Origin of the sequence: Streptomyces sp. QH1-20 (assembly GCF_041283565.1) — a bacterium.
Classification (GTDB): Bacteria; Actinomycetota; Actinomycetes; order Streptomycetales; family Streptomycetaceae; genus Streptomyces; species Streptomyces syringius.
The window spans coordinates 1,483,769-1,502,752 of record NZ_CP166299.1 but is presented as its reverse complement, the minus strand read 5'-3'; the positions used below and the strand labels follow the sequence as shown (position 1 = coordinate 1,502,752).

The 18,984-nt window shown below is 72.9% G+C and carries 15 protein-coding genes and 2 pseudogenes; 10 read left to right on the top strand and 7 right to left on the bottom strand.

Translation table 11 applies throughout. The features are described 5' to 3' along the window. Positions 1-11: 11 nt before the first annotated feature. The gene (locus AB8O64_RS06685) at positions 12-1,202 is read right to left on the bottom strand and encodes a pyridoxal-phosphate dependent enzyme (RefSeq protein WP_370418347.1); all 1,191 of its coding nucleotides are present in this window, start codon (positions 1,200-1,202) and stop codon (positions 12-14) included. 133 nt (positions 1,203-1,335) lie between these two features. Further along, positions 1,336-1,698 carry a hypothetical protein gene (locus AB8O64_RS06680; protein WP_370418346.1) on the bottom strand — a complete coding sequence of 121 codons (363 nt, stop codon included), beginning with the start codon at positions 1,696-1,698 and terminating at the stop codon, positions 1,336-1,338. A gap of 198 nt (positions 1,699-1,896) precedes the next feature. Between AB8O64_RS06680 and AB8O64_RS06675 the strand changes: the two genes are divergently transcribed. The 5 genes from AB8O64_RS06675 to fxsA all read left to right on the top strand — a co-directional run bounded on the left by AB8O64_RS06675 (position 1,897) and on the right by fxsA (position 7,836). Then, positions 1,897-2,340, top strand: coding sequence for an Lrp/AsnC family transcriptional regulator (locus tag AB8O64_RS06675; protein ID WP_356452191.1), 444 nt, complete (start codon positions 1,897-1,899; stop codon positions 2,338-2,340). Between the two features lie 68 nt (positions 2,341-2,408). Continuing rightward, a complete protein-coding gene (locus AB8O64_RS06670; RefSeq protein WP_370418344.1) occupies positions 2,409-4,058 on the top strand; it encodes an amidohydrolase in 1,650 nt (549 codons plus the stop codon). A 495-nt stretch (positions 4,059-4,553) separates the two neighbouring features. Beyond that, positions 4,554-6,401 (top strand): apolipoprotein N-acyltransferase, encoded by a 1,848-nt coding sequence (gene lnt, locus AB8O64_RS06665; protein WP_370418343.1) that lies wholly within the window; start codon positions 4,554-4,556, stop codon positions 6,399-6,401. Further along, complete coding sequence (locus AB8O64_RS06660) at positions 6,398-7,168, top strand: polyprenol monophosphomannose synthase (RefSeq protein ID WP_370418342.1); 771 nt, start codon at positions 6,398-6,400, stop codon at positions 7,166-7,168. Before lnt ends, AB8O64_RS06660 begins: the two co-directional genes overlap by 4 nt. 68 nt (positions 7,169-7,236) lie before the next feature. Then, entirely contained in the window at positions 7,237-7,836 is a 600-nt protein-coding gene (gene fxsA / locus AB8O64_RS06655) for an FxsA family membrane protein (RefSeq protein WP_370418340.1), read from the top strand. 197 nt (positions 7,837-8,033) lie between these two features. Here fxsA and AB8O64_RS06650 read toward each other — a convergent pair whose 3' ends face one another. Then, positions 8,034-8,408 (bottom strand): RNA polymerase-binding protein RbpA, encoded by a 375-nt coding sequence (locus tag AB8O64_RS06650; protein ID WP_087929069.1) that lies wholly within the window; start codon positions 8,406-8,408, stop codon positions 8,034-8,036. 257 nt (positions 8,409-8,665) lie between these two features. Next, positions 8,666-9,379 carry a YitT family protein gene (locus tag AB8O64_RS06645; protein WP_370418338.1) on the bottom strand — a complete coding sequence of 238 codons (714 nt, stop codon included), beginning with the start codon at positions 9,377-9,379 and terminating at the stop codon, positions 8,666-8,668. Between the two features lie 190 nt (positions 9,380-9,569). On the opposite strand from AB8O64_RS06645, the gene AB8O64_RS06640 reads away from it, so the two are divergent. Further along, positions 9,570-11,075, top strand: coding sequence for a PLP-dependent aminotransferase family protein (locus AB8O64_RS06640; RefSeq protein ID WP_370418336.1), 1,506 nt, complete (start codon positions 9,570-9,572; stop codon positions 11,073-11,075). Here the strand turns inward: AB8O64_RS06640 and AB8O64_RS06635 are convergent. Then, a complete protein-coding gene (locus tag AB8O64_RS06635) occupies positions 11,063-12,973 on the bottom strand; it encodes a hypothetical protein (protein WP_370418335.1) in 1,911 nt (636 codons plus the stop codon). The two genes, AB8O64_RS06640 and AB8O64_RS06635, sit on opposite strands and share 13 nt — an antisense overlap. Positions 12,974-13,015: 42 nt before the next feature. Beyond that, positions 13,016-13,210, bottom strand: a complete 195-nt coding sequence (locus tag AB8O64_RS06630; RefSeq protein ID WP_130877060.1) for a hypothetical protein — start codon at positions 13,208-13,210, stop codon at positions 13,016-13,018. Between the two features lie 457 nt (positions 13,211-13,667). Here AB8O64_RS06630 and AB8O64_RS06625 point away from each other — a divergent pair, with 457 nt between their 5' ends. Continuing rightward, positions 13,668-14,081: an ankyrin repeat domain-containing protein gene (locus tag AB8O64_RS06625; protein WP_370418334.1), complete on the top strand. Its 414-nt coding sequence runs from the start codon at positions 13,668-13,670 to the stop codon at positions 14,079-14,081. Positions 14,082-14,123: 42 nt separating this feature from the next. Here AB8O64_RS06625 and AB8O64_RS06620 read toward each other — a convergent pair. Beyond that, positions 14,124-15,339, bottom strand: a pseudogene (locus tag AB8O64_RS06620) (MFS transporter). 96 nt (positions 15,340-15,435) lie between these two features. Here AB8O64_RS06620 and AB8O64_RS06615 point away from each other — a divergent pair. The 3 genes and pseudogenes from AB8O64_RS06615 (at position 15,436) to AB8O64_RS06605 (ending at position 18,983) form a co-directional block, all read left to right on the top strand. Further along, entirely contained in the window at positions 15,436-15,888 is a 453-nt protein-coding gene (locus tag AB8O64_RS06615) for a winged helix-turn-helix transcriptional regulator (RefSeq protein ID WP_370418332.1), read from the top strand. A gap of 28 nt (positions 15,889-15,916) precedes the next feature. Continuing rightward, positions 15,917-16,769, top strand: a pseudogene (locus AB8O64_RS06610) (hypothetical protein); the annotation flags it as partial. Positions 16,770-16,964: 195 nt separating this feature from the next. Further along, positions 16,965-18,983: a glycoside hydrolase gene (locus AB8O64_RS06605; RefSeq protein WP_370418330.1), complete on the top strand. Its 2,019-nt coding sequence runs from the start codon at positions 16,965-16,967 to the stop codon at positions 18,981-18,983. The last annotated feature ends 1 nt before the right edge of the window (position 18,984 follow it).

Here is an 18,984-nt window from a genome sequence, read left to right as displayed (position 1 = left end):
GCCCGGAGGGGTCACGGCGTCAGCCGCGACAGCTCCGGGACCGTCGTCGGCTCCACGCCGCGGATGTCCGCGGTGGCCTTCAGGCCCGTCGCGGTACCGACCGCGATCACCAGCCCGCCGTGCTCACGGACCCAGCGGCGGGCGACAGCGACGCCCACCGCCGAGGACGGCTCCAGGAACAGCCCCTGGGCGCCCAGGCTGTGGTGCTCGGCCATGAACACCTCGGTCGGGACGGCGACCGCCGAGCCGTTCGACCGGCGCAGCGCGTCGAGCCCCTGCCACGTGGGGCGCTCCTCACCGAGGGAGAAGGCGGGGGAGGGGCGATAGGGCACGGACGTGCGCTCCTGCTCCGCCGGCGCGCTACGGGCCAGCGCCGCCGTGAAGGGCGCCGCCGCGTCGGGCTCGGCCGCCACCAGCCGGGGAACGCGGGCCAGCAGTCCGGCGGTACGCAGCTCACGGAAGCCGCGCTCGATGCCCGACAGCAGATCGGCGCGGCTGGTGGGAACCACCACCGCCGCGACCCGGTCACCGAAGTCCCGGGCGATCTCGTACGCGACCGACTTGTAGCCCTCGTTGGCGTAGGCGTTGCCGCCGGGGGAGGGCGAGGCGAAGCTGGTCAGCGGATACCAGCCGAACCGCTCAACGGCCTCCCGCATCGCCGCGTTCCGCGCGGAGCTGTCCTTGCGCACCACCCGGACCGCGCCCAGCGCGTCGATCTGCGCCCGCAGCGGTTCGGGCACCTCGTCCGTGGTGAAGACCACGCACCGCAGCCCGGCGCGCGCCGCGTACGCCGCGGCGGCCGCGCCCGCGTTGCCGGACGAGGCCGCGGTCACGGTGTCCGCCCCGGCGGCGACCGCGGCCGCGACACCCACGGACATCGCCCGGTCCTTGTGCGAGCCGGTCGGATTGGCGCCCTCGTACTTCACCCACAGCTCGCCGTCGGCCCCGTCGCCACCGTCGCGCAAGGGCACCCGCACGTTGGGCGTGCCGCCCTCGCCGAGCGTCACCGGCTCTCCGGTCACCGGCAGGGCGGAGGGCCAGCCCCAGGGGCCGCCCGGATACGTCCGCAGCGACAGGCCGGACAGATCGGCGAGGGGCGGCACCGGGTTCGCGCCGATGCCCTCCGCGCGGCACGCGCCGCACCCCGAGAAGTCCTCGGCCCCGGTTCCGCAGCGGGGGCAGTGCAGGGGCGTCGAAGGCATGCGGACTCCTCATGGGGGGAGGGGTGATGATCCTTCGACGGTAACAGTCGCGGTAGCTGAGGGACCCGTACAGCTCGTTACCCCTGCGGCTCGGGAGCCGTTGCCGCCGCTGCTCGCGGCGGACGCCGTCCGGTCAGCGGTGGTGGCGCATCTCCGGGATCCGCACCGGGCGGGAGCCGGGGCCACCGATGTGGGAGAACGGCTGGCGCCGCCAGTCCAGGCTCTCCGGCAGATTGAGCAGCAGGGCCGCGTCGCACTCCTGGGTCTCCAGCGACTCGTCCGCGGGCGCGGCCTCCTCGACGCCGCGGCCCGTGCCCGGGCAGACCGTGAGCCCGAAGGGGTTCCACGGCGACGGGCACAGCGCGTGCTCGGGGAGCACGTCCTCGTCGGCGAGCAGCGCGATCGGCCGCGCGCAGTCCGGGCACGTCACCCGGAACATCTCGTAGATCTCGTACAGGCTGCCGTCGCCGTCATTGAGGCGTTCCAGGCTGGGCATAGTGCTTCTCCCCCTCGGATGGGCCGGCCAGGCACCTCGGCCTCGGCCACAGCAAGCACTTCCCTGGTGGAGGGTCAGATAACCGCCCGTTCCGGCACAGGACACGGGCGCATGAGTGTGTCGTTCATCACATGCCTTGTGTGGCTATGCGCCCCTTCGGCTGTGCCGGGCGGCCCGGGACCCAGTAGGTTGACCCGCGTGGAGGAGTTGGACAGAGAAATCGTGGAACTGCTCGTCAAGGACGGGCGGATGAGCTACACCGACCTGGGGAAGGCCACGGGCCTGTCCACCTCGGCGGTGCACCAGCGCGTGCGCCGGCTCGAACAGCGCGGCGTCATCCGGGGGTACGTGGCGGTGGTCGACCCCGAGGCCGTCGGGCTGCCGCTCACCGCGTTCATCTCGGTGAAGCCCTTCGACCCGAGCGCCCCCGACGACATCGCCGACCGGCTCGCCGAGATCCCCGAGATCGAGGCCTGCCACAGCGTCGCCGGCGACGAGAACTACATCCTCAAGGTCCGCGTCGCCACCCCCCTGGAGCTGGAGCACCTCCTGGCCCGGATCCGCTCGCTGGCGGGGGTCTCGACGCGTACGACGATCGTGCTGTCGACCCCGTACGAGGCCAGACCGCCGCGCGTGGGCTGACGCTCCGGCCGGTCCGGCGGCCGGAGCCCCGGTTACGGGAAGGGGCGGGGCTGGGAGAAGATCCATGCATGAGTGAGCGCACCCCTTCTCCGGCCGAGCCCCGTACCGTGCTGCTGCGTGGCGGCGAGGTGCACAGCCCCGCCGACCCCTTCGCCACGGCCATGGTGGTCGAGCGCGGCCACGTCGCCTGGGTCGGTTCCGAAGGCGCGGCGGACTCCTTCGCCGACGGCGTGGACGAGGTCGTCGACCTCGAAGGCGCGCTCGTCACCCCCGCGTTCACCGACGCCCATGTGCACACCACCTCCACCGGCCTCGCGCTCACCGGCCTCGACCTCACCGACGCCCGCACGCTCCCCGAGGCCCTCGACCGCATCCGCGCCCACGCCGCCGCCCGGCCCGGTGACCGGGTGCTGCTCGGCCACGGCTGGGACGCCAGCCGCTGGCCCGAGCACCGGCCCCCGTCCCGCCGCGAGCTGGACGAGGCCACCGGCGGCCGGCCGCTCTACCTCACCCGGGCCGACGTTCACTCCGCCGTCGTCACCACCGCCCTACTCGACCTCGTCCCGCACGCCGCGGGGCTGCCCGGCGGCAGCCCGGACGCGCCGCTGACCGGCGACGCCCACCACGCCGTACGCGCCGCCGCGTACGCGAGCATCACCCCCGCCCAGCGGGCCGACGCGCAGGCCGCGGCGCTGGAGCGGGCCGCCTCGCTCGGCATCGGCTCCCTCCACGAGTGCGCCGGGCCGCGGATCTCCAGCGCCGACGACCTCACCGGCCTGCTGAGCCTGGCCGTCGAACGCCCGGGCCCGCGCGTCGTCGGCTACTGGGCCGAGGCGCTCACCACCGCCGCCGACGCGAGCCGCGTCCTCGAACTCGGCGCGCTCGGCGCGGCCGGCGACCTCTTCGTCGACGGCTCCCTCGGCTCGCACACCGCGTGCCTCCACGAGCCCTACGCCGACGGCCCGCACGCGGACCACACCGGTGCCGCGCACATGGACGCCGCCGCCATCGCCGCCCACGTCACCGCCTGCACCGAGGCCGGCATCCAGGCCGGCTTCCACGCCATCGGCGACGCCGCGCTCACCGCCGTGGTGGAGGGCGTACGGGCCGCCGCCGACCGGCTCGGTCTCGCCCGTGTCCGCGCCGCCCGGCACCGCGTCGAGCACGCCGAGATGCTCACCCCGGACCACATCGCCGCCTTCGCCGAACTCGCCCTGACCGCCTCCGTCCAGCCGGCCTTCGACGCCGCCTGGGGCGGCGACGAGGCCATGTACGCCGAACGGCTGGGCGTGGAGCGGGCCCGCACCCTCAACCCCTACGCGGCACTGCTGCGGGCCGGTGTCCCGCTCGCCCTCGGCTCGGACAGCCCCGTCACCCCCCTCGACCCGTGGGGCACCGTCCGCGCCGCCGCCTTCCACCGCACCCCCGAGCACCGTGTCTCCGTCCGGGCCGCCTTCACCGCGCACACCCGCGGCGGCTGGCGGGCGATCGGCCGTGACGACGCGGGCGTCCTGGTGCCGGGCGCGCCCGCCGACTACGCCGTATGGCGGACCGGCGAGCTGATCGTGCAGGTGCCCGACGACCGGGTCGCGAGCTGGTCCACCGACCCCCGCTCGGGCACGCCCGGCCTGCCCGATCTCACCCCCGGCGCCCCCCTCCCGGTCTGTCTGCGCACGGTGGTCGGCGGGCACACCGTCTTCACGCGTCCGAACGAGTGACGCGCACGGCGCCGCGTACCGCCGAACGACGTGCCGTGAGCCGGCCCCTCCGACGCCCCACTCGCCGTACTGACCTGCTGATTTGAGGCAGCCACGCAGGTCATGAGGGTGTTGACAGGGTGCGGGCGGCGGCGGGTAGGTTCGGCGGAGTCCACCACAGGACGTCCGACCGGTGAATCTCCACACAGTCGTCGAGCGCCGCTGGGCCATGGGCGGTGAGCCGGAGCGCTCACCGCCACTGGGAGCCAGGTCCAGCGCACGGGGGCGAGGGACGGTTCCGCCGGGCCGGCAGGTGCGACCCGGGTGGGGCCCGGACGTTCAGTAGACAACGGCATTCGGTCGACTCGCAGCCAGCGGATCCCAGGCCGGCCCGAAGGACGCCGGGCCCCCATTCGACCGGGGCGGCAGGCCCCGCTGCCCGCACCCGGGAGCCGGTGGACCCCCCGGGCGTTGTACGGTCGGCTCACCACCGCACAGCAGCAGGAAGGCGCGACCGTGCCCCCGGGTCCCGAAACCACCGCCGACGCCGCCGACGGCGACACCGTCGGCCGGCCGGGCGGGCCGTCTTCCCGCTCCCCGCGTCCGCCGGGCCCGCCCGCGCGGCCCGAAGTCCTTGAGAACGCCTCCGAGAACGCCTCCGACCGGCCGCAGGCAGACGACGAACAGCCGGAGGCCGACGCCTCTGATGCCCCTGACGCGTCCGGCGCGCACCCGGACGCGGTGTCCGCCGCCGGTGACACGGAGCCCCGTCCCGGTGGCCCCACGCGGCTCACCCGTCTCGTCCGGCTGGCCCGCCGGGAGGCGCGGCGCACTGCTCTCGCCGTCGTCGCCGGACTGGCCCTCACCGCGTCCTTCCCGCCGTACGACCTGTGGCCGCTGTCCTTCGTGGCCGTCGCGGCCCTGGCGCTGCTGACCCGGGGCCGCACCGCCCGGCAGGGCGCGTGGACGGGCTTCGCCTTCGCACTGCCGTTCTTCTTCTTCCTGCTCCGCTGGCTGCACGTGGTCGGATACGACGCCGTGTTCGGCCTCTCCGTCGTCGAGGCGCTGTTCATCGCCCTGCTCGGGGCGGGCCTGGCCGTGACCTCCCGGCTGCCCGGCTGGCCGCTGTGGGGCGCCTGTCTGTGGGTCGCGCAGGAGTGGGCCCGCGACCGGACCCCCTTCGGCGGCTTCCCGTGGGGGCGGCTCGCCTTCGCCAACACCGGCTCCCCCTTCACCCCGCTCGCCGCGCTCGGCGGCGCCCCGCTGGTCACCTTCGCCGTGGCACTCACCGGCGGGCTGCTGGCCTGCGCGGTGGTCGCCGCCTGGCGGCTGCGGGGGGCCGCGGGCGACCGCGTACGGGCCGTGCGCGCCGCCCTGCCCGCCGTCGAGGCCGCCGCGCTGGCCGCGGCCGTCGTCCTCGCCGGGTACGCCGTGCCGGTGCCCACCCAGGCGGTCGACACGGTCGACATCGCCATCGTCCAGGGCAATGTGCAGAACCCGGGGATGAACTTCCTCGGCCGCCCGATGATGATCCTCAACAACCACGTCGACGCCACCCTCGCCCTGGCCAAGGACATCAAGGCCGGCCGGACGAAGAAGCCCGACCTGGTCATCTGGCCGGAGAACTCCTCCGACCTCGACCCCTTCCAGTACGCCGAGGCCTACGACCGGATCGAGGAGGCCGTGCGGGCGGTCGGCGTCCCCGTCCTCGTCGGCGCCCTCGTCGACCACCCGGGCAAGCCCGGCTACGTCGACAACCAGGGCATCGTCTGGGACCCGGTGAAGGGCCCCGGCGCCTCGTACACCAAGCAGCACCCGGTCCCGTTCGGCGAGTACGTGCCCTTCCGGCAGCAGCTGAGCAAGGTCATCACCCGCCTCCAGCGCGTGCCCCGCGACTTCTACCCCGGCGACCACACCGGGGTGCTCCAGATCGGCCCGGCGCGGCTCGGCGACGTCATCTGCTTCGAGGTGGCCTACGACGAGATCGTCCACGACACCGTCATGGCCGGTGCCCGTGCCCTCGTCGTACAGACCAACAACGCCACCTACGGCCGCACCGGGCAGCCCGAGCAGCAGCTGGCCATGTCGCGGCTGCGGGCGGTCGAGCACGGCCGGGCCGTGGTCACCGCCGCGACGAGCGGCATCAGCGCGGTCGTCGCTCCCGACGGCAAGGTGCTCCACCGCAGCGCGGAATTCACCCGTGACGTCATCTCCACCTCCATCCCCCTGCGGGACGAGATCACCGTGGCTGACCGCGCCGGTGCCGCGCCCGAATGGGCGCTCGCTATGGTGGGCCTTCTGTCCTGCGCGGCCGCGATCATGATCGGCCGTCGAGGACGACCGGACGAGAAGGGGCAGCAGTGAACGACGGTGGTCAGCGGAGATACGGTCCGCTCGGCACGACCTTGGTGATCATCCCGACCTATAACGAGGCGGAGAACATCAAGCTCATCGTCGGCCGGGTGCGGTCGGCCGTGCCGGAGGCGCACGTCCTCGTCGCCGACGACAACAGCCCCGACGGCACCGGCAAGCTCGCCGACGAGCTGGCGGCCGACGACGACCACGTCAAGGTGCTGCACCGCAAGGGCAAGGAAGGCCTGGGCGCCGCCTATCTGGCCGGCTTCCACTGGGGCCTGGACAACGGCTACGGCGTCCTGGTGGAAATGGACGCCGACGGCTCCCACCAGCCCGAGGAACTGCCCCGGCTGCTCACCGCCCTCAAGGGCGCCGACCTGGTGCTCGGCTCGCGCTGGGTGCCCGGCGGCCGGGTCGTGAACTGGCCGAAGTCCCGCGAGTTCCTCTCCCGCGGCGGCTCCACCTACTCCCGCCTCCTCCTCGACGTCCCGCTCCGCGACGTCACCGGCGGTTACCGGGCCTTCCGCCGGGAGACCCTGGAGGGGCTGGGCATGGACGAGGTCGCCTCCCAGGGCTACTGCTTCCAGGTCGACCTGGCCTGGCGGGCCGTGAAGGCCGGCTTCCACGTCGTCGAGGTCCCCATCACCTTCGTCGAGCGCGAGCTGGGCGACAGCAAGATGAGCCGCGACATCGTCGCGGAGGCCCTGTGGCGGGTCACGTCCTGGGGCGTCGGCTCCCGGGTCGGCAAGGCCCTGGGCCGGGGCGAGAAGAGCTGACCCGGACCACCGCCGGACCGCCCCACCCGGGGCGTTCCGTACGGGCGCGGCCCAGGCACACTTGAGGCATGACGTTCGGAGCACAGCAGACGATGGACGGCCGGCCGCCGAAACGGGGCCGTGCCCGCAGGCTCATCCCCTTGGCCGTGGCGGCCTGGGCGGTCCTGGAGGTCTGGCTGCTGATGATGGTGGCCGACGCGGCGGGTGGGCTCACCGTCCTCGCCCTGCTGGCCGGGGGAGTGCTGCTCGGCGGGTTCGTGATCAAGCGGGCCGGGCGCCGCGCCTGGAAGCGGCTGACGGAGTCCCTCCAGCCGCCCAAGACCCCGGACGACGCGCGGGGGCCCGGCGCCACGCAGGCCCCGGGCACCGCCGGGAGCACGGGCGGCAACGGTCTGACGATGCTGGGCGGGCTGCTGCTCATGGTGCCGGGCCTGCTCTCCGACGCGGCCGGGCTGCTGTGCCTCTTCCCGCCGACCCGCGCGCTGCTGCGCAAGGGCCTGCAGCGCGGCGTGGACCGCCGGGCGGCGGCCTTCGGCCCCGGCCCCCTCGGTGACGCCTTCCAGCAGGCCCGGATGCACCGGCCCGACGGCAAGGTCGTCCAGGGCGAGGTCATCCGCGACGACGAGCCGCCCGCGCCGCGCCAGGACGGACCGCGGCTGCCGCGCTGAGCGGCCCGGGAGACGGCCAGGGACCGTTACGGACGCCTTTCTGCGGGCATCGGGTGACCGATGCCCGCAGGCGTATCCCCTGGGCCATGGGGGCCACAGCGCCCCGCACGCGGACAAGGGCCCGGGCCACTGCTCAGTGCAGTGGCCCGGGCCCTTGACGGATCCGATGGATCAATCCCTATGCCGCCCCGATAAACTCAGGCGGACTTGCGGTTGTCCCGCGGATGCACGGCGATGTTCATGGCACCGGAGCGCAGGACGGCCAGCCTCTCGGCCAGCACCTCCTCGAGCTCCTCGCGGGTACGCCGCTCCATGAGCATGTCCCAGTGCGTACGCGCGGGCTTGCCCTTCTTCTCCTCAGGACCATCGCCGTCTACCAGGAGTGCCACGGCGCCGCACGCCTTGCACTCCCACTCCGGCGGAATCTCCGCCTCTACCGAGAACGGCATCTCAAATCGATGTCCGTTCGGGCATGCGTACTCCACCGCCTGGCGCGGGGCCAGATCGATGCCGCGGTCGGTCTCGTAGCTGGTAACCACAAGTCGCGTGCCGCGGAGAGCTCGCTCACTCATGAATCGTGCCTCCCGGGCTTTGTCGCCCACAGGACAGGTGTCGCTGTCGTCGTCATCCGGTCAACGTCCGGTCGGCGGTGAAGATTCCCCGTTGAGGGACATGCGTCGCCCGTCGTGCCGCCCCTTGTTGTACCCACCAGCGCCCGGTTTGTCACATCTGACAACAGATGTCACCCTGTGTTTCTGCTTATTCAGCGCGCAGTAACGGTCCGTCCGGTGGGTCAAAGGCGTACACTACCGGCCCGCCGGTCCGTGGCCTAAACCAGGTCCGGAACTTCGCGTGCCGTGACCGCCGCGGGGGCCACCGGACCGGCCGTGTCGCGCGGGTCGCGGGGGCCTTCCGGGGCACGGGGGCGATGCCGCTCCGGGCGTTCCGGCAGGGCGAAGGCGCGCAGGAAGTACTGCGACAGCGGCCCGATGCCCACCGCGTACAGCACCGTCCCGGCGCCCACCGAGCCGCCGAGCGCGAACCCGGTCGCCAGCACGACCACCTCGATGCAGGTGCGCACCAGCCGCACCGACCGCCCGGTGCTGCGGTGCAGGCCGGTCATCAGCCCGTCGCGCGGACCCGGGCCGAAGCGCGGGGTGATGTAGAGCCCGGTCGCCGCCGCGCCCAGCACGATCGCGAGGACCAGCAGCGGGATCCGCACCCACAGCGATCCGGGGAGTGCCGGCACCAGGGCCAGCGTCGCGTCCAGCGCCAGGCCGATCACCAGCACGTTCGAGACGGTGCCCAGGCCGGGCCGCTGGCGCAGCGGGATCCACAGGAGCAGCACGAGCACCCCGATGAGGATGGACACCGTTCCGATCGACAGGCCCGTACGCCCCGCGACACCCTGGTTCAGGACGTCCCACGGCGCCAGCCCGAGCCCCGCCCGCAGCTGTAGCCCCGCGCTCACCCCGTACAGCACCAGCCCGCCGTACAGCTGGACCAGACGGCGGGCGAGAGACGGCCCCCCTGACGCGGACAATGGTTCCTCCTGCTGGGTCGTACCGGATGGTTCCAAGGCCGGCTGTGCCGGACCGGGCCGGGCCGAATGAATTCGGCCCAAAGCCTGTTTTCGGCAGACACCGGTGGTACGGGTGGCCTGCCGCGTGCCAGTCTGTGGACTGGTGGAGGATGTACTCCATGGCCAATTCCCGAAAGGTGGACCGCACGAGATGAGTCAGTGGACCTCTTCGGTGGGGGCGCCGCAGCTGGCGCGTCTCCTCGGCTCGCAGCACGCGCGCGACACCGTGACCCCGATCGGCGGCCGTCGCTCACCCGCCTACCGCTCCCTCGCGGACGGCATCCGGCTGCTCGTCCTCGAAGGCCGCGTCCCGGTCGCCGCCCGGCTGCCCGCCGAGCGGGAACTCGCCGCGGCGCTCTCCGTCAGCCGCACCACCGTCGCCGCCGCCTACGAGGCCCTGCGCGGCGAGGGCTTCCTCGAATCCCGGCGCGGCGCCGGCAGCTGGACCGCCGTGCCCGCCGGCAACCCGCTGCCCACCCGAGGGCTCGACCCCCTCCCGCCGGAGGCCGTCGGCTCCGTGATCGACCTGGGCTGCGCCGCCCTCACCGCGCCGGAGCCGTGGCTCACCCGCGCCTTCCAGGGCGCCCTCGAGGAGCTGCCGCCGTACGCCCACACCCACGGCGACTACCCCGCCGGGCTGCCCGCCCTGCGCCAGGCCCTCGCCGACCGCTACACCGCCCGCGGCATCCCGACCATGCCCGAGCAGATCATGGTTACCACCGGTGCCATGGGCGCCGTCGCCGCGATCTGCCGGCTGTTCGCCGGGCACGGTGAGCGGGTCGCCGTCGAGTCCCCCTCGTACGCCAACGTCCTGCAGCTCATGCGCGAGGCCGGCACCCGGCTCGTGCCCGTCGCGATGGCCGACCGACTCGCCGGCTGGGACCTGCCCGCCTGGCGTCAGGTGCTGCGCGACGCCGCGCCCCGCCTCGCCTACGTCATCGCCGACTTCCACAACCCGACCGGCGCGCTGGCCCCCGAGGAGCAGCGCCGTCAGCTCGTCGAGGCCGCCCGGGCCGCCGGCACCCTCCTCATCGCCGACGAGACCATGTCCGACCTGTGCCTCGAACCGGGCGTCGACATGCCCCGGCCCGTCTGCGCCTTCGACCCGGCGGGCAGTGCGGTGATCACCGTCGGCTCGGCCAGCAAGACGTTCTGGGCCGGGCTGCGGATCGGCTGGGTGCGCGCGGCCCCCGACGTCATCCGCAGCCTCGTCGCCGCCCGCGCCTACGCCGACCTCGGCACGCCCGTACTCGAACAGCTCGCCGTCACCTGGCTGCTCAGCACCGAGGGCTGGGACGCCTCCATCGACATACGGCGCACCCAGACGCGGGAGAACCGCGACGCCCTCGTCGACGCCCTCGGCCGCCATCTGCCCGACTGGGAGTTCACCGTCCCGAAGGGCGGGCTCACCCTGTGGGTGCGCACCGGCGGCCTCTCGGGATCGCGCATCGCCGAGGCGGGGGAGCGGCTCGGGGTGCGGGTGCCCTCCGGTCCGCGCTTCGGTGTCGACGGGGCCTTCGAGGGCTTCGTACGGCTCCCGTTCACCGTCACCGGGGCGGTCGCCGAGGAGGCCGCGACCCGGCTCGCGGAGGCCGCCCGCCTGGTGGCGAGCGGCGCGACGGCAGCGGTCGAGGCCCCGCGGACCTACGTGGCCTGAAGCGGCTTCGGGTCCGTTCCGGGGTGGTGGGGCCCGGCCCGGTCACCGGTGTCCGGTCCGGCCGGTCCGTGCCCCGGCCGGCCCTCGCCGGCCTCCGCGAGTTCGGCACCGGCCCAGGCCAGACCGGGGCCGGCCTGCGTCGAATCCACACTGAGCCACACCGGGTCGGTGCCCGCCCAGGTGGGTCCGCCGTCGTCGGCCGCCGGGACGGCGGTCGCCCACGCCGCGCCCACGCCGCCCTCCGTCGAGTCCGGGTCGAGGAGGCCCGGGCCCTGGGCGTAAGCGGAGACAGAGGCATAGGCGGAGACGGGGGCGGCGGCCGGGACCGGGGCAGGGGCGGTGACCGGGGCGGGGTCCGCGTACGACCACGTCTCCTCCGCGCCACCCGGCGCGGAAGTGGTCTCGGGCAGCAGGGCCAGCACCGCCTCGCGCTGGGCGTCGGTCGTCTCCTCGTCGTACGGGTTGGGCGTGTGCGGCACCTGGACCCGGTGCACCGGGCCCGAGCCCAGCCGGGCGTAGCCGCGGCCCGGCGGGACGTCCCGCGCCGGAGTGGTGTGCGGTGGCGCGCCGAGCGCGGTGCACACCTGATCGGGGGTCACGGCGCCGAGGACCAGCCGGGCGCGGGTGTGGGTCCGGACCGGCTCGGTCAGCTGCTCGTAGCCGTCGAGCTGTTCGGCCACCGCGACGGTGACGTTGCCGACACGGCCGTGCCGCAGGGGCACTTGGAGCAGCTCCTGCGGATCGCGGCGCCCCTCGCCGCGGGCGAGATGGCTCAGCACCGTGGGCCGGTCGACGATGACCCACAGGGGGCGGCGGATGTCCTCGGGCGTCGGACGCCCCTGCTGGCGGGCGTGGTTGGCGGTCAGCAGCCGGCGCTCGGTCTCGTGCGCGGCCCACTCCAGGGTCGCGAGGGCGCCCGGCAGGGAGGATTCGACGGCCAGCACCCCGTCCCGGCCGCGCAGGAAGGCGTACTCGCCCGCGCCGCTGCCGTCGACCACCACGACGTCGCCGTGGTGGAGGACCTGCAAGGTGATCGACCGCAGCAGCGTCGTGGTGCCGCTCGACGGCTGACCGAGGGCCAGCAGGTGCGGCTCGGTGGACCGCTGGCCCGTACGCCACACGACGGGCGGCGCGTCACGGGTCTCGTCGCCCGCGGTCACCGGCAGGGTCCGCTGGACGTCCGAGGCGTCGGTGAAGCCGAGCACGGCCTCGCCGGGCGCGGTGACGAACCGCTGGGCGAAGACGTCGGTGTCGAGCGCGGGCAGCGCGTGCAGGGCGAGGCGGTTGCCCGCCTCGTCCCAGTCGAAGCGGTACTCCCGGCCCCGGCCGGCCTTCAGGTGCAGCAACTGCTCGATCCGGGTCCGGGATTCGGCGTCGCCGTCGGTGAAGTAGGCGGGGTAGCGCAGCCGGAGGGTGATCAGCCGTCCCCGGTCGTCGAAGGCGTGCCCCTCGAACGCCGCGCTCCAGCTGCCCCCGTGCGCGTAGAGCGGCGCCGGGTCCCCCGGGGCCGCGAAGTACGGCACCAGGGCCTCGTACAGCGCCTGGAGCCGTCCGGTGTCCGCCTCGTCCACCTCCGCCGCCGGCTGGGGCGCGTTCCGGCGCCCCGCCCAGGCGGCCGCCGCCATCAGCCCGATCGTGGCGAGCACCGGCCCGTACGGCACGAGCGCCACGATGAACACGCACGAGCCCACCAGGACCACCGTGGGCCCCCGCCGTTCCTTCGGCGTCTCGGCCCACTTGCGCCGCCCGGAGGCGGCCAGGGAACGCAGCCCGCGCGAGAGGACGATCAGCGGGTGGAGCACATCAGCGGCATTGTCGGCGACGGTGCGCGAGAACTCCCGGACACGGGTGACGGTCGGGTTCTCGGACAGAAAGCGGGGAAGCGTACGCCGGCCCACGTCGGTCTCCTGTTGTCGGTACGTGCGGGGGTGCGGGAGGCGTCAGAACTTGAGCCCGCCCAGCAGGCTCGCGAGGCTCGCCCCGCCCGCCTTGATGCTGGGCGCGATCGCCGTACCCGCGAGGTAGAAGCCGAAGAGGCAGCAGACGAGCGCGTGCGATGCCTTCAGGCCGTCCTTCCTGAAGAACAGGAACACGACGACACCGAGGAGCACGACGCCGGAGATGGTCAGGATCATGGGGTTCTCCTGTTGGTGGGGGACGGTCACCATGAGTCCCTCCAGCCTCACAGAAAGTGTTAATACGGCAAAAGCGGCAAAGGGGTTATTGGTCGTTCGATTCACTCGATCGGGAGGACGCGTGATCACTTCGCCGGGGGAGGCGAACCCCGCAATCACGGCCCGAAACCGGCTCCCCGGCGATCATCGACCCCCCTGCCACGCCATTGCCGTCCGCCGATGGGGATCTGCGGTGATTCACCCGGATGGACGCGCCCGAACCCCGTCGGGGTCCGTCCGAGGGTTCACCATCGAGCTCCGTCCGGGGCCGGTCATCGAGCTCCGCCCGGGGCCGGTTGGCCGAAGCGGCGCGCGCCGCACAGCACCGCCGGTTCCCCCGCGCGCGGCCGTACGTAGGGTGGAGCGGCACCCAAGTCGGGGTGCCGTTCCAGGCGCCGAACCCGGAGGACCGCAGACCATGACCGAGCCGACCCCCGAGACCGAGCCCGCACACGACCCCGAGATGCTCCAGCTCGCGTCCAAGGTCTTCGACCTGGCACGCCACGGGGACACCGACACCCTCGCCGCCTATGTGGACGCGGGTGTACCGGCCAACCTCACCAACGACAGGGGTGACTCCCTCATCATGCTGGCCGCCTACCACGGCCACCTCGACGCGGTGAACGCCCTCCTCCAGCGCGGCGCTGACCCCAACCGCCCCAACGACCGGGGCCAGACCCCGCTCGGCGGTGCCGTCTTCAAGGGCGAGGACGAGGTCGTCCGCGTCCTCCTCGCCCACGGCGCGGACCCGGAGGCGGGCTCCCCCTCGGCGATCGAGGCGGCGGGGGTCTTCGGCCGCCAGGACCTGGTGGAGCTGTTCCGGGGGGTGTGAGGGGGGTGGGGGCGGGTGCCGGGGATGCCGGGCGCCCGCCCCTTACCCGGCGGGGACCGGGGTGCTGTGCCGAGTGAACGCCCACAGCACGAGCCCGAGGCAGCTGAACGCGGCTCCCAGTGCGCACACGGCGCCCCAACCGGCCACCGTGTAGAGGGAAGTCGCGGCGATGGCGCCGGTGGCACTGCCGATCGAGTAGAAGACCATGTAGCCGCCGATCAGCCGACTGCCCGCGTCCGGGTGCAGCGCGTAGATCAGGGTCTGGTTGGTGACATGCACCGCCTGCACGGCGAGGTCGAGCAGGATCACCCCCACGACCAGGGCCCAGAGCGAACTGCGGGTGAAGGCCAGGGGCAGCCACGAGGCGGCGAGCAGTGCCAGGGCGATGCCGGTGGTCCGCCGGGAGAGTCCGCGGTCGTTCAGTCGGCCCGTCACGGTCGCGGCCAGGGCCCCGGCGGCACCGATCAGCCCCAGCGCCCCGATCGCGCTGTGGGACCAGAAGTACGGGGCCTCGCTGAGCGGCAGCGCGACGCTGCTCCACAGGGTGCTGAAGGCGGCGAAGATCAACAGGCCGAAACAGGGCCCGGAGCCGCAGCAGTCGTTCCCGTGCGAACAGAATGACCGTGGAGCGCAGGAGTTGTCCGTAGCGCAGGGTTGTCGGCGGAGCGTCACTGTGGCGCGGCAGCACCCGGTGCAGGACCAGGGCGAGCGAAGCCGTGAGCGCAGCCGAGGCGAGGTACACGGAGCGCCAGCCCGCGAGATCGGCCATGAGGCCGGACGCGGTGCGGGCGAGCAGGATTCCGATGACCACTCCGCTGGTGACCAGACCGACGACCCGCCCGCGCCCGGCGGGAGGGGCCAGTGATGCCGCGAAGGCCACCAGCGTCTGTGTGACGACCGCGAGAAGCCCCGTCGCGGCCATGCCCGCGAGCAGGACCGCCGCGCTGGGGGCGGCAGCCACCACGGCCAGCGCCCCCACCAGGAGCAGTAACTGGCCCACGATGAGCCGTCTGCGGTCGGCCACGTCCCCCAGCGGCACGAGGAAGAAGAGCCCCAGCCCGTATCCGACATGGGTGAGGGTGACCACGCTGCCGACGAGTGCCGGGCTCATGGCGAGGTCGTGTCCCATGGTCACCAGGAGCGGCTGGGAGAAGTAGACGTTGGCCACCGCGGCCCCGCAGGCGACGGCGAACAGTGTGACGACACCACGGGACAGGACGAACGCGGAACCTTCCCCGCTTTCACGGTTGCCGGGCATCGGCACTCCCTCATCTATCTGGTTTCATCTTGCTACCAGAGGCGACGGTAAGCTCTTCGGTAGCATGTTGCAACCGTCGTGAGAGTGGAGGACGCCATGGTGACCAGGACGCGCTTCGACGACAGCGAATGTCCCGTCGCCCGGTCGGTGGACGCGATCGGCGACTGGTGGTCCCTGCTGATCGTGCGGGACGCCTTCGACGGAAGCCGGCGCTTCGGGGAGTTCCAGCGCAGCCTCGGCGTGGCGAAGAACATCCTCACCGCGCGTCTGCGCACCTTGGTCGCCGGCGGCGTCCTCGAATCCGTCCCCGCCTCGGACGGCAGCGCCTACCGCGAGTACGTCCTGACTCCGAAGGGCAAGGCGCTCTTCCCCGTCATCGTGGCCCTGCGGCAGTGGGGCGAACAGAACTTCTTCGCCCCCGGCGAACCCCACTCACAGTTGGTCGATCGCCAGCAGGGACATCGCCTCCGCGCACTGGAAGTGCTGTCCGCGGACGGGCGACGGCTGGACCCGGACGACACGGCCGTCCACAAGATCTCCACCCAGTGATCCGGGCCGGGGCGCCAAGGAGGTCGTGATGACCGCATCCCTGCCCGTCGCTGCCCGAGTGGATCTGCGCCGCCAGCCGGTCGAAGACGTGGTGGAGCGCGTGGAGGAAGCCCTGCGTGTGCGCTTGGACCGACAGACGCTGGTACGCAAGCGCCGTTCCTTGGGCGGCCGTACGGAGCAGGGCACGTGGGTGCGTATCGAGCGGCGGGGGTTCGAACGGATCGGCCCGCAGGGCTGGAACGGGACTGAGGCCGCTGCGGTGCTGCGAGGTGTCGCGATGCCCGAGTGGTACCGGGGCGTGGCATGGCGGGAGCCCGGCGAGCCGGTGATGTGGCGTGCGGACGAGCTGGAGCTGATCGCTGTACCGCCGGTCGCCAACGGCGCCTTGCTGCTCAAGGGCCCGGGCCTGCCGGATGCGTGGTGGGAGGCGCTGAACGCCTCACTGGACGCCCTCGCCGAACAGCCAGACACCACGGATCGCGACACCGGACACGGTGACGATCACGCAGGAGCTGGTGACGCGGATGCTCGGGGAGGTCTTCCCGGGCGTGACCGACGCGCGGGTCGAGCGGTGGACACCGGCTCACGCCGATCTGACCTGGGCCAACGTGATGGGGTCGAAGTTCACCATCGTCGACTGGGAGGACTGGGGCATGGCGCCCCGCGGCTTGGACGCGACAACGCTGTGGGGCAACGCGCTGGCCGTCCCGGCACTGGCGGACCGCGTCCGCCAGGAGAGGCGCGCGGACTTGGAGAGCCGGGACGGCAAGCTGATGTCGCTGTTCTTCCTGTCGAAGATCGTCGGACCGCACGCCTACGAGGAGGATCCGCTACTGGCGCCGGCCCGAAAGGAAGCCGATCGTCTGGTGGCTGAGCTTCAACTCCTCGGCCAGGCCGGTGACGGGTTCGGCAGCGGGGGGCAGACGGCATCCCTGGCAGCGGATCAGGAAGGGGTTGGGTGCGCAGCGTAAGACCTGACTGTCTGCTTCTACCTGGGGCGGCACGACGGAAGCCCCTCTCCCGCGCTCACCGCCGCGTCTTAGAAGTCTCTTAATCCCGTTCGTTATTAACTCCTCATGCACTTCATCACCTCCCGCCGGACCGCCCGCACCGTCCGCGCCGCCGCCGTGGCCCTCGCGGCTACCCTCCCGTGCGTCACCCTCGCCGACTCCGCGCAGGCCACCATGCAGCAAACCGCCCCCAGCGCCCCGCAATCCGCCCGTGTCCATGGTGGTCACCTCGTCGACCTCCCCATCCGGGGCGGCACCGCCACCGTCGACACGACGACGCTCCGCGTGACGGCGCGCACGGGCAAGGGAGAGGTCGAGCTCTCCGCACCCGCCGCCACCGCTCCCGGGAAGCCCGGGAAGGTGGCCGTCACCGCCGACGGCGCCCGGTGGACGTACCCCGGCAGCGGGCTGGCCGTTACCGCCCGTTCCGACCGAGGGCGGCTCGTCGTCTCCGTCAAGTCCACCGGTGCCGCCGACCGCACGCTGAGCTGGCCTGTCACCGGGACCGACCGGGCCGCCTCCGCCGTGCAACTGCCGCGTGGCGAAGGGCTGTCCATACCCGTGGGCGACGCGTTCTGGAACTCCGACCGGGCGCAGCTCGTCAACAGTGAGCTCGATGTGTCCTCGGCGCTGACCATGCCGTTGTGGGGGCACACCCTCGGTGGCCGGGGTGTCAGTTATCTGGTGCCCACCGACATCGGGACCTCCCTGCGTTCGACCTCCGAGCACGGGCGGCTGCGTACCACCGCCACTCACCGTTTCTCCCGCGGCGAGGGCACCACCGACTACACCGTCACCTTCGCCCTCACCGACGGTTCCCCCGTCGCGCCCGCCGTCGACTACCGTGCCTGGCTCGAGCAGCACGGGCAGCTCGGCAGTCTGCGTGCCAAGATCGACGCGGTGCCGGCCACCAAGAAGCTGCTCGGTGCCTTTCACGCCTACACATGGGGCGACGCCCGTACCGCCGAGGGCGTGAAGAAGCTGCGGGCGCTCGGCGTGGACCGGATGTGGCTCGGCTACGACGCCGACGACACGCCCATGGACGCCGCCGCCGTCGCCGCCGCGAAGAAGGCCGGGTACCTCGTCGGGCCGTACGACTCCTTCGCCAACGGCCAGGACCCCAAGGCCTCCGACGCCCCCACCTCCGTCTGGCCCGACAAGGTCTATCCGGACTTCTGTGTCCAGGGCGCCGACGGCAAGCCCGTGCCCGGCTTCCACGACCGCGGCTGCTACCTCAGCTCCGAGGCGTTCGAGAAGGCCGAGCCCACCCGGCACTACCTCGCCGACCGCACCAAGAAGATGACCGCCAACGGTGCCGACAGCTACTTCCTCGACGTCGACGCCGCCGGTGAGCTGTTCCGCGACCACAGCGACGCCCACCCCATGGACCAGGCCCGTGACCGTGCCAACCGGCTCGCCCGGATGGAGCGGCTGTCCGGCAAGGGCCGCCTCGTCCTCGGTTCCGAGTCCGCGGGCGCGTGGTCCAACCAGGTGCTGGCCTTCGACCACGGATCCGGCACCCCCGTCGCCGACGGGCTGTGGAAGGCACAGAAGGACAAGGAGAAGTGGGGCGGCTACACCCCCGCCAAGGCCCCGGGGATCTTCTTCAAGCCCGCCGAGCTCCCCGCCGATGTCGCCAAGGCCATGTACGACCCCGCCTACCGCGTCCCGCTGTTCGAGACCGCGCTGCACGACTCCCTCGTCAACACCGAGCGCTGGGAGCTGTCCTACGACAAGCTCCCGCAGCAGAAGACCACCCGCGCCCTGCTGGCGATGCTCTACAACACCCCGCTCAACTTCGTCCTCGACGGCAAGTCCATCCAGGAGCGCGGCAGTGAACTCGCCGCACTGCAGAAGTACTTCAAGCCCCTGCACGAGGCGGCCGGCACTCAGGCCATGACCGACTTCCGTACCCTGAACGCCGACCGCACCGTCCAGCGCACCGTCTTCGGTGGCGGCACCCTCACCGTCACCGCCAACTTCGGCACCAAGGCTTACGACGGGCTGCCCGGCGGCTGCGTCGACGCGAAGCTGCGCGACGACAAGAAGCCGCGACGTCTGTGCCCCGCCGACGTCAACCGGTGAC

Bases quoted from the DNA above. Each gene is read 5' to 3' on its own strand.
- AB8O64_RS06685 (WP_370418347.1), bottom strand. From the start codon at position 1,202: ATGCCTTCGACGCCCCTGCACTGCCCCCGCTGCGGAACCGGGGCCGAG.
- AB8O64_RS06680 (WP_370418346.1), bottom strand. From the start codon at position 1,698: ATGCCCAGCCTGGAACGCCTCAATGACGGCGACGGCAGCCTGTACGAG.
- AB8O64_RS06670 (WP_370418344.1), top strand. From the start codon at position 2,409: ATGAGTGAGCGCACCCCTTCTCCGGCCGAGCCCCGTACCGTGCTGCTG.
- fxsA (WP_370418340.1), top strand. From the start codon at position 7,237: ATGACGTTCGGAGCACAGCAGACGATGGACGGCCGGCCGCCGAAACGG.
- AB8O64_RS06650 (WP_087929069.1), bottom strand. From the start codon at position 8,408: ATGAGTGAGCGAGCTCTCCGCGGCACGCGACTTGTGGTTACCAGCTAC.
- AB8O64_RS06640 (WP_370418336.1), top strand. From the start codon at position 9,570: ATGAGTCAGTGGACCTCTTCGGTGGGGGCGCCGCAGCTGGCGCGTCTC.
- AB8O64_RS06630 (WP_130877060.1), bottom strand. From the start codon at position 13,210: ATGATCCTGACCATCTCCGGCGTCGTGCTCCTCGGTGTCGTCGTGTTC.
- AB8O64_RS06625 (WP_370418334.1), top strand. From the start codon at position 13,668: ATGACCGAGCCGACCCCCGAGACCGAGCCCGCACACGACCCCGAGATG.
- AB8O64_RS06615 (WP_370418332.1), top strand. From the start codon at position 15,436: ATGGTGACCAGGACGCGCTTCGACGACAGCGAATGTCCCGTCGCCCGG.
- AB8O64_RS06605 (WP_370418330.1), top strand. From the start codon at position 16,965: ATGCACTTCATCACCTCCCGCCGGACCGCCCGCACCGTCCGCGCCGCC.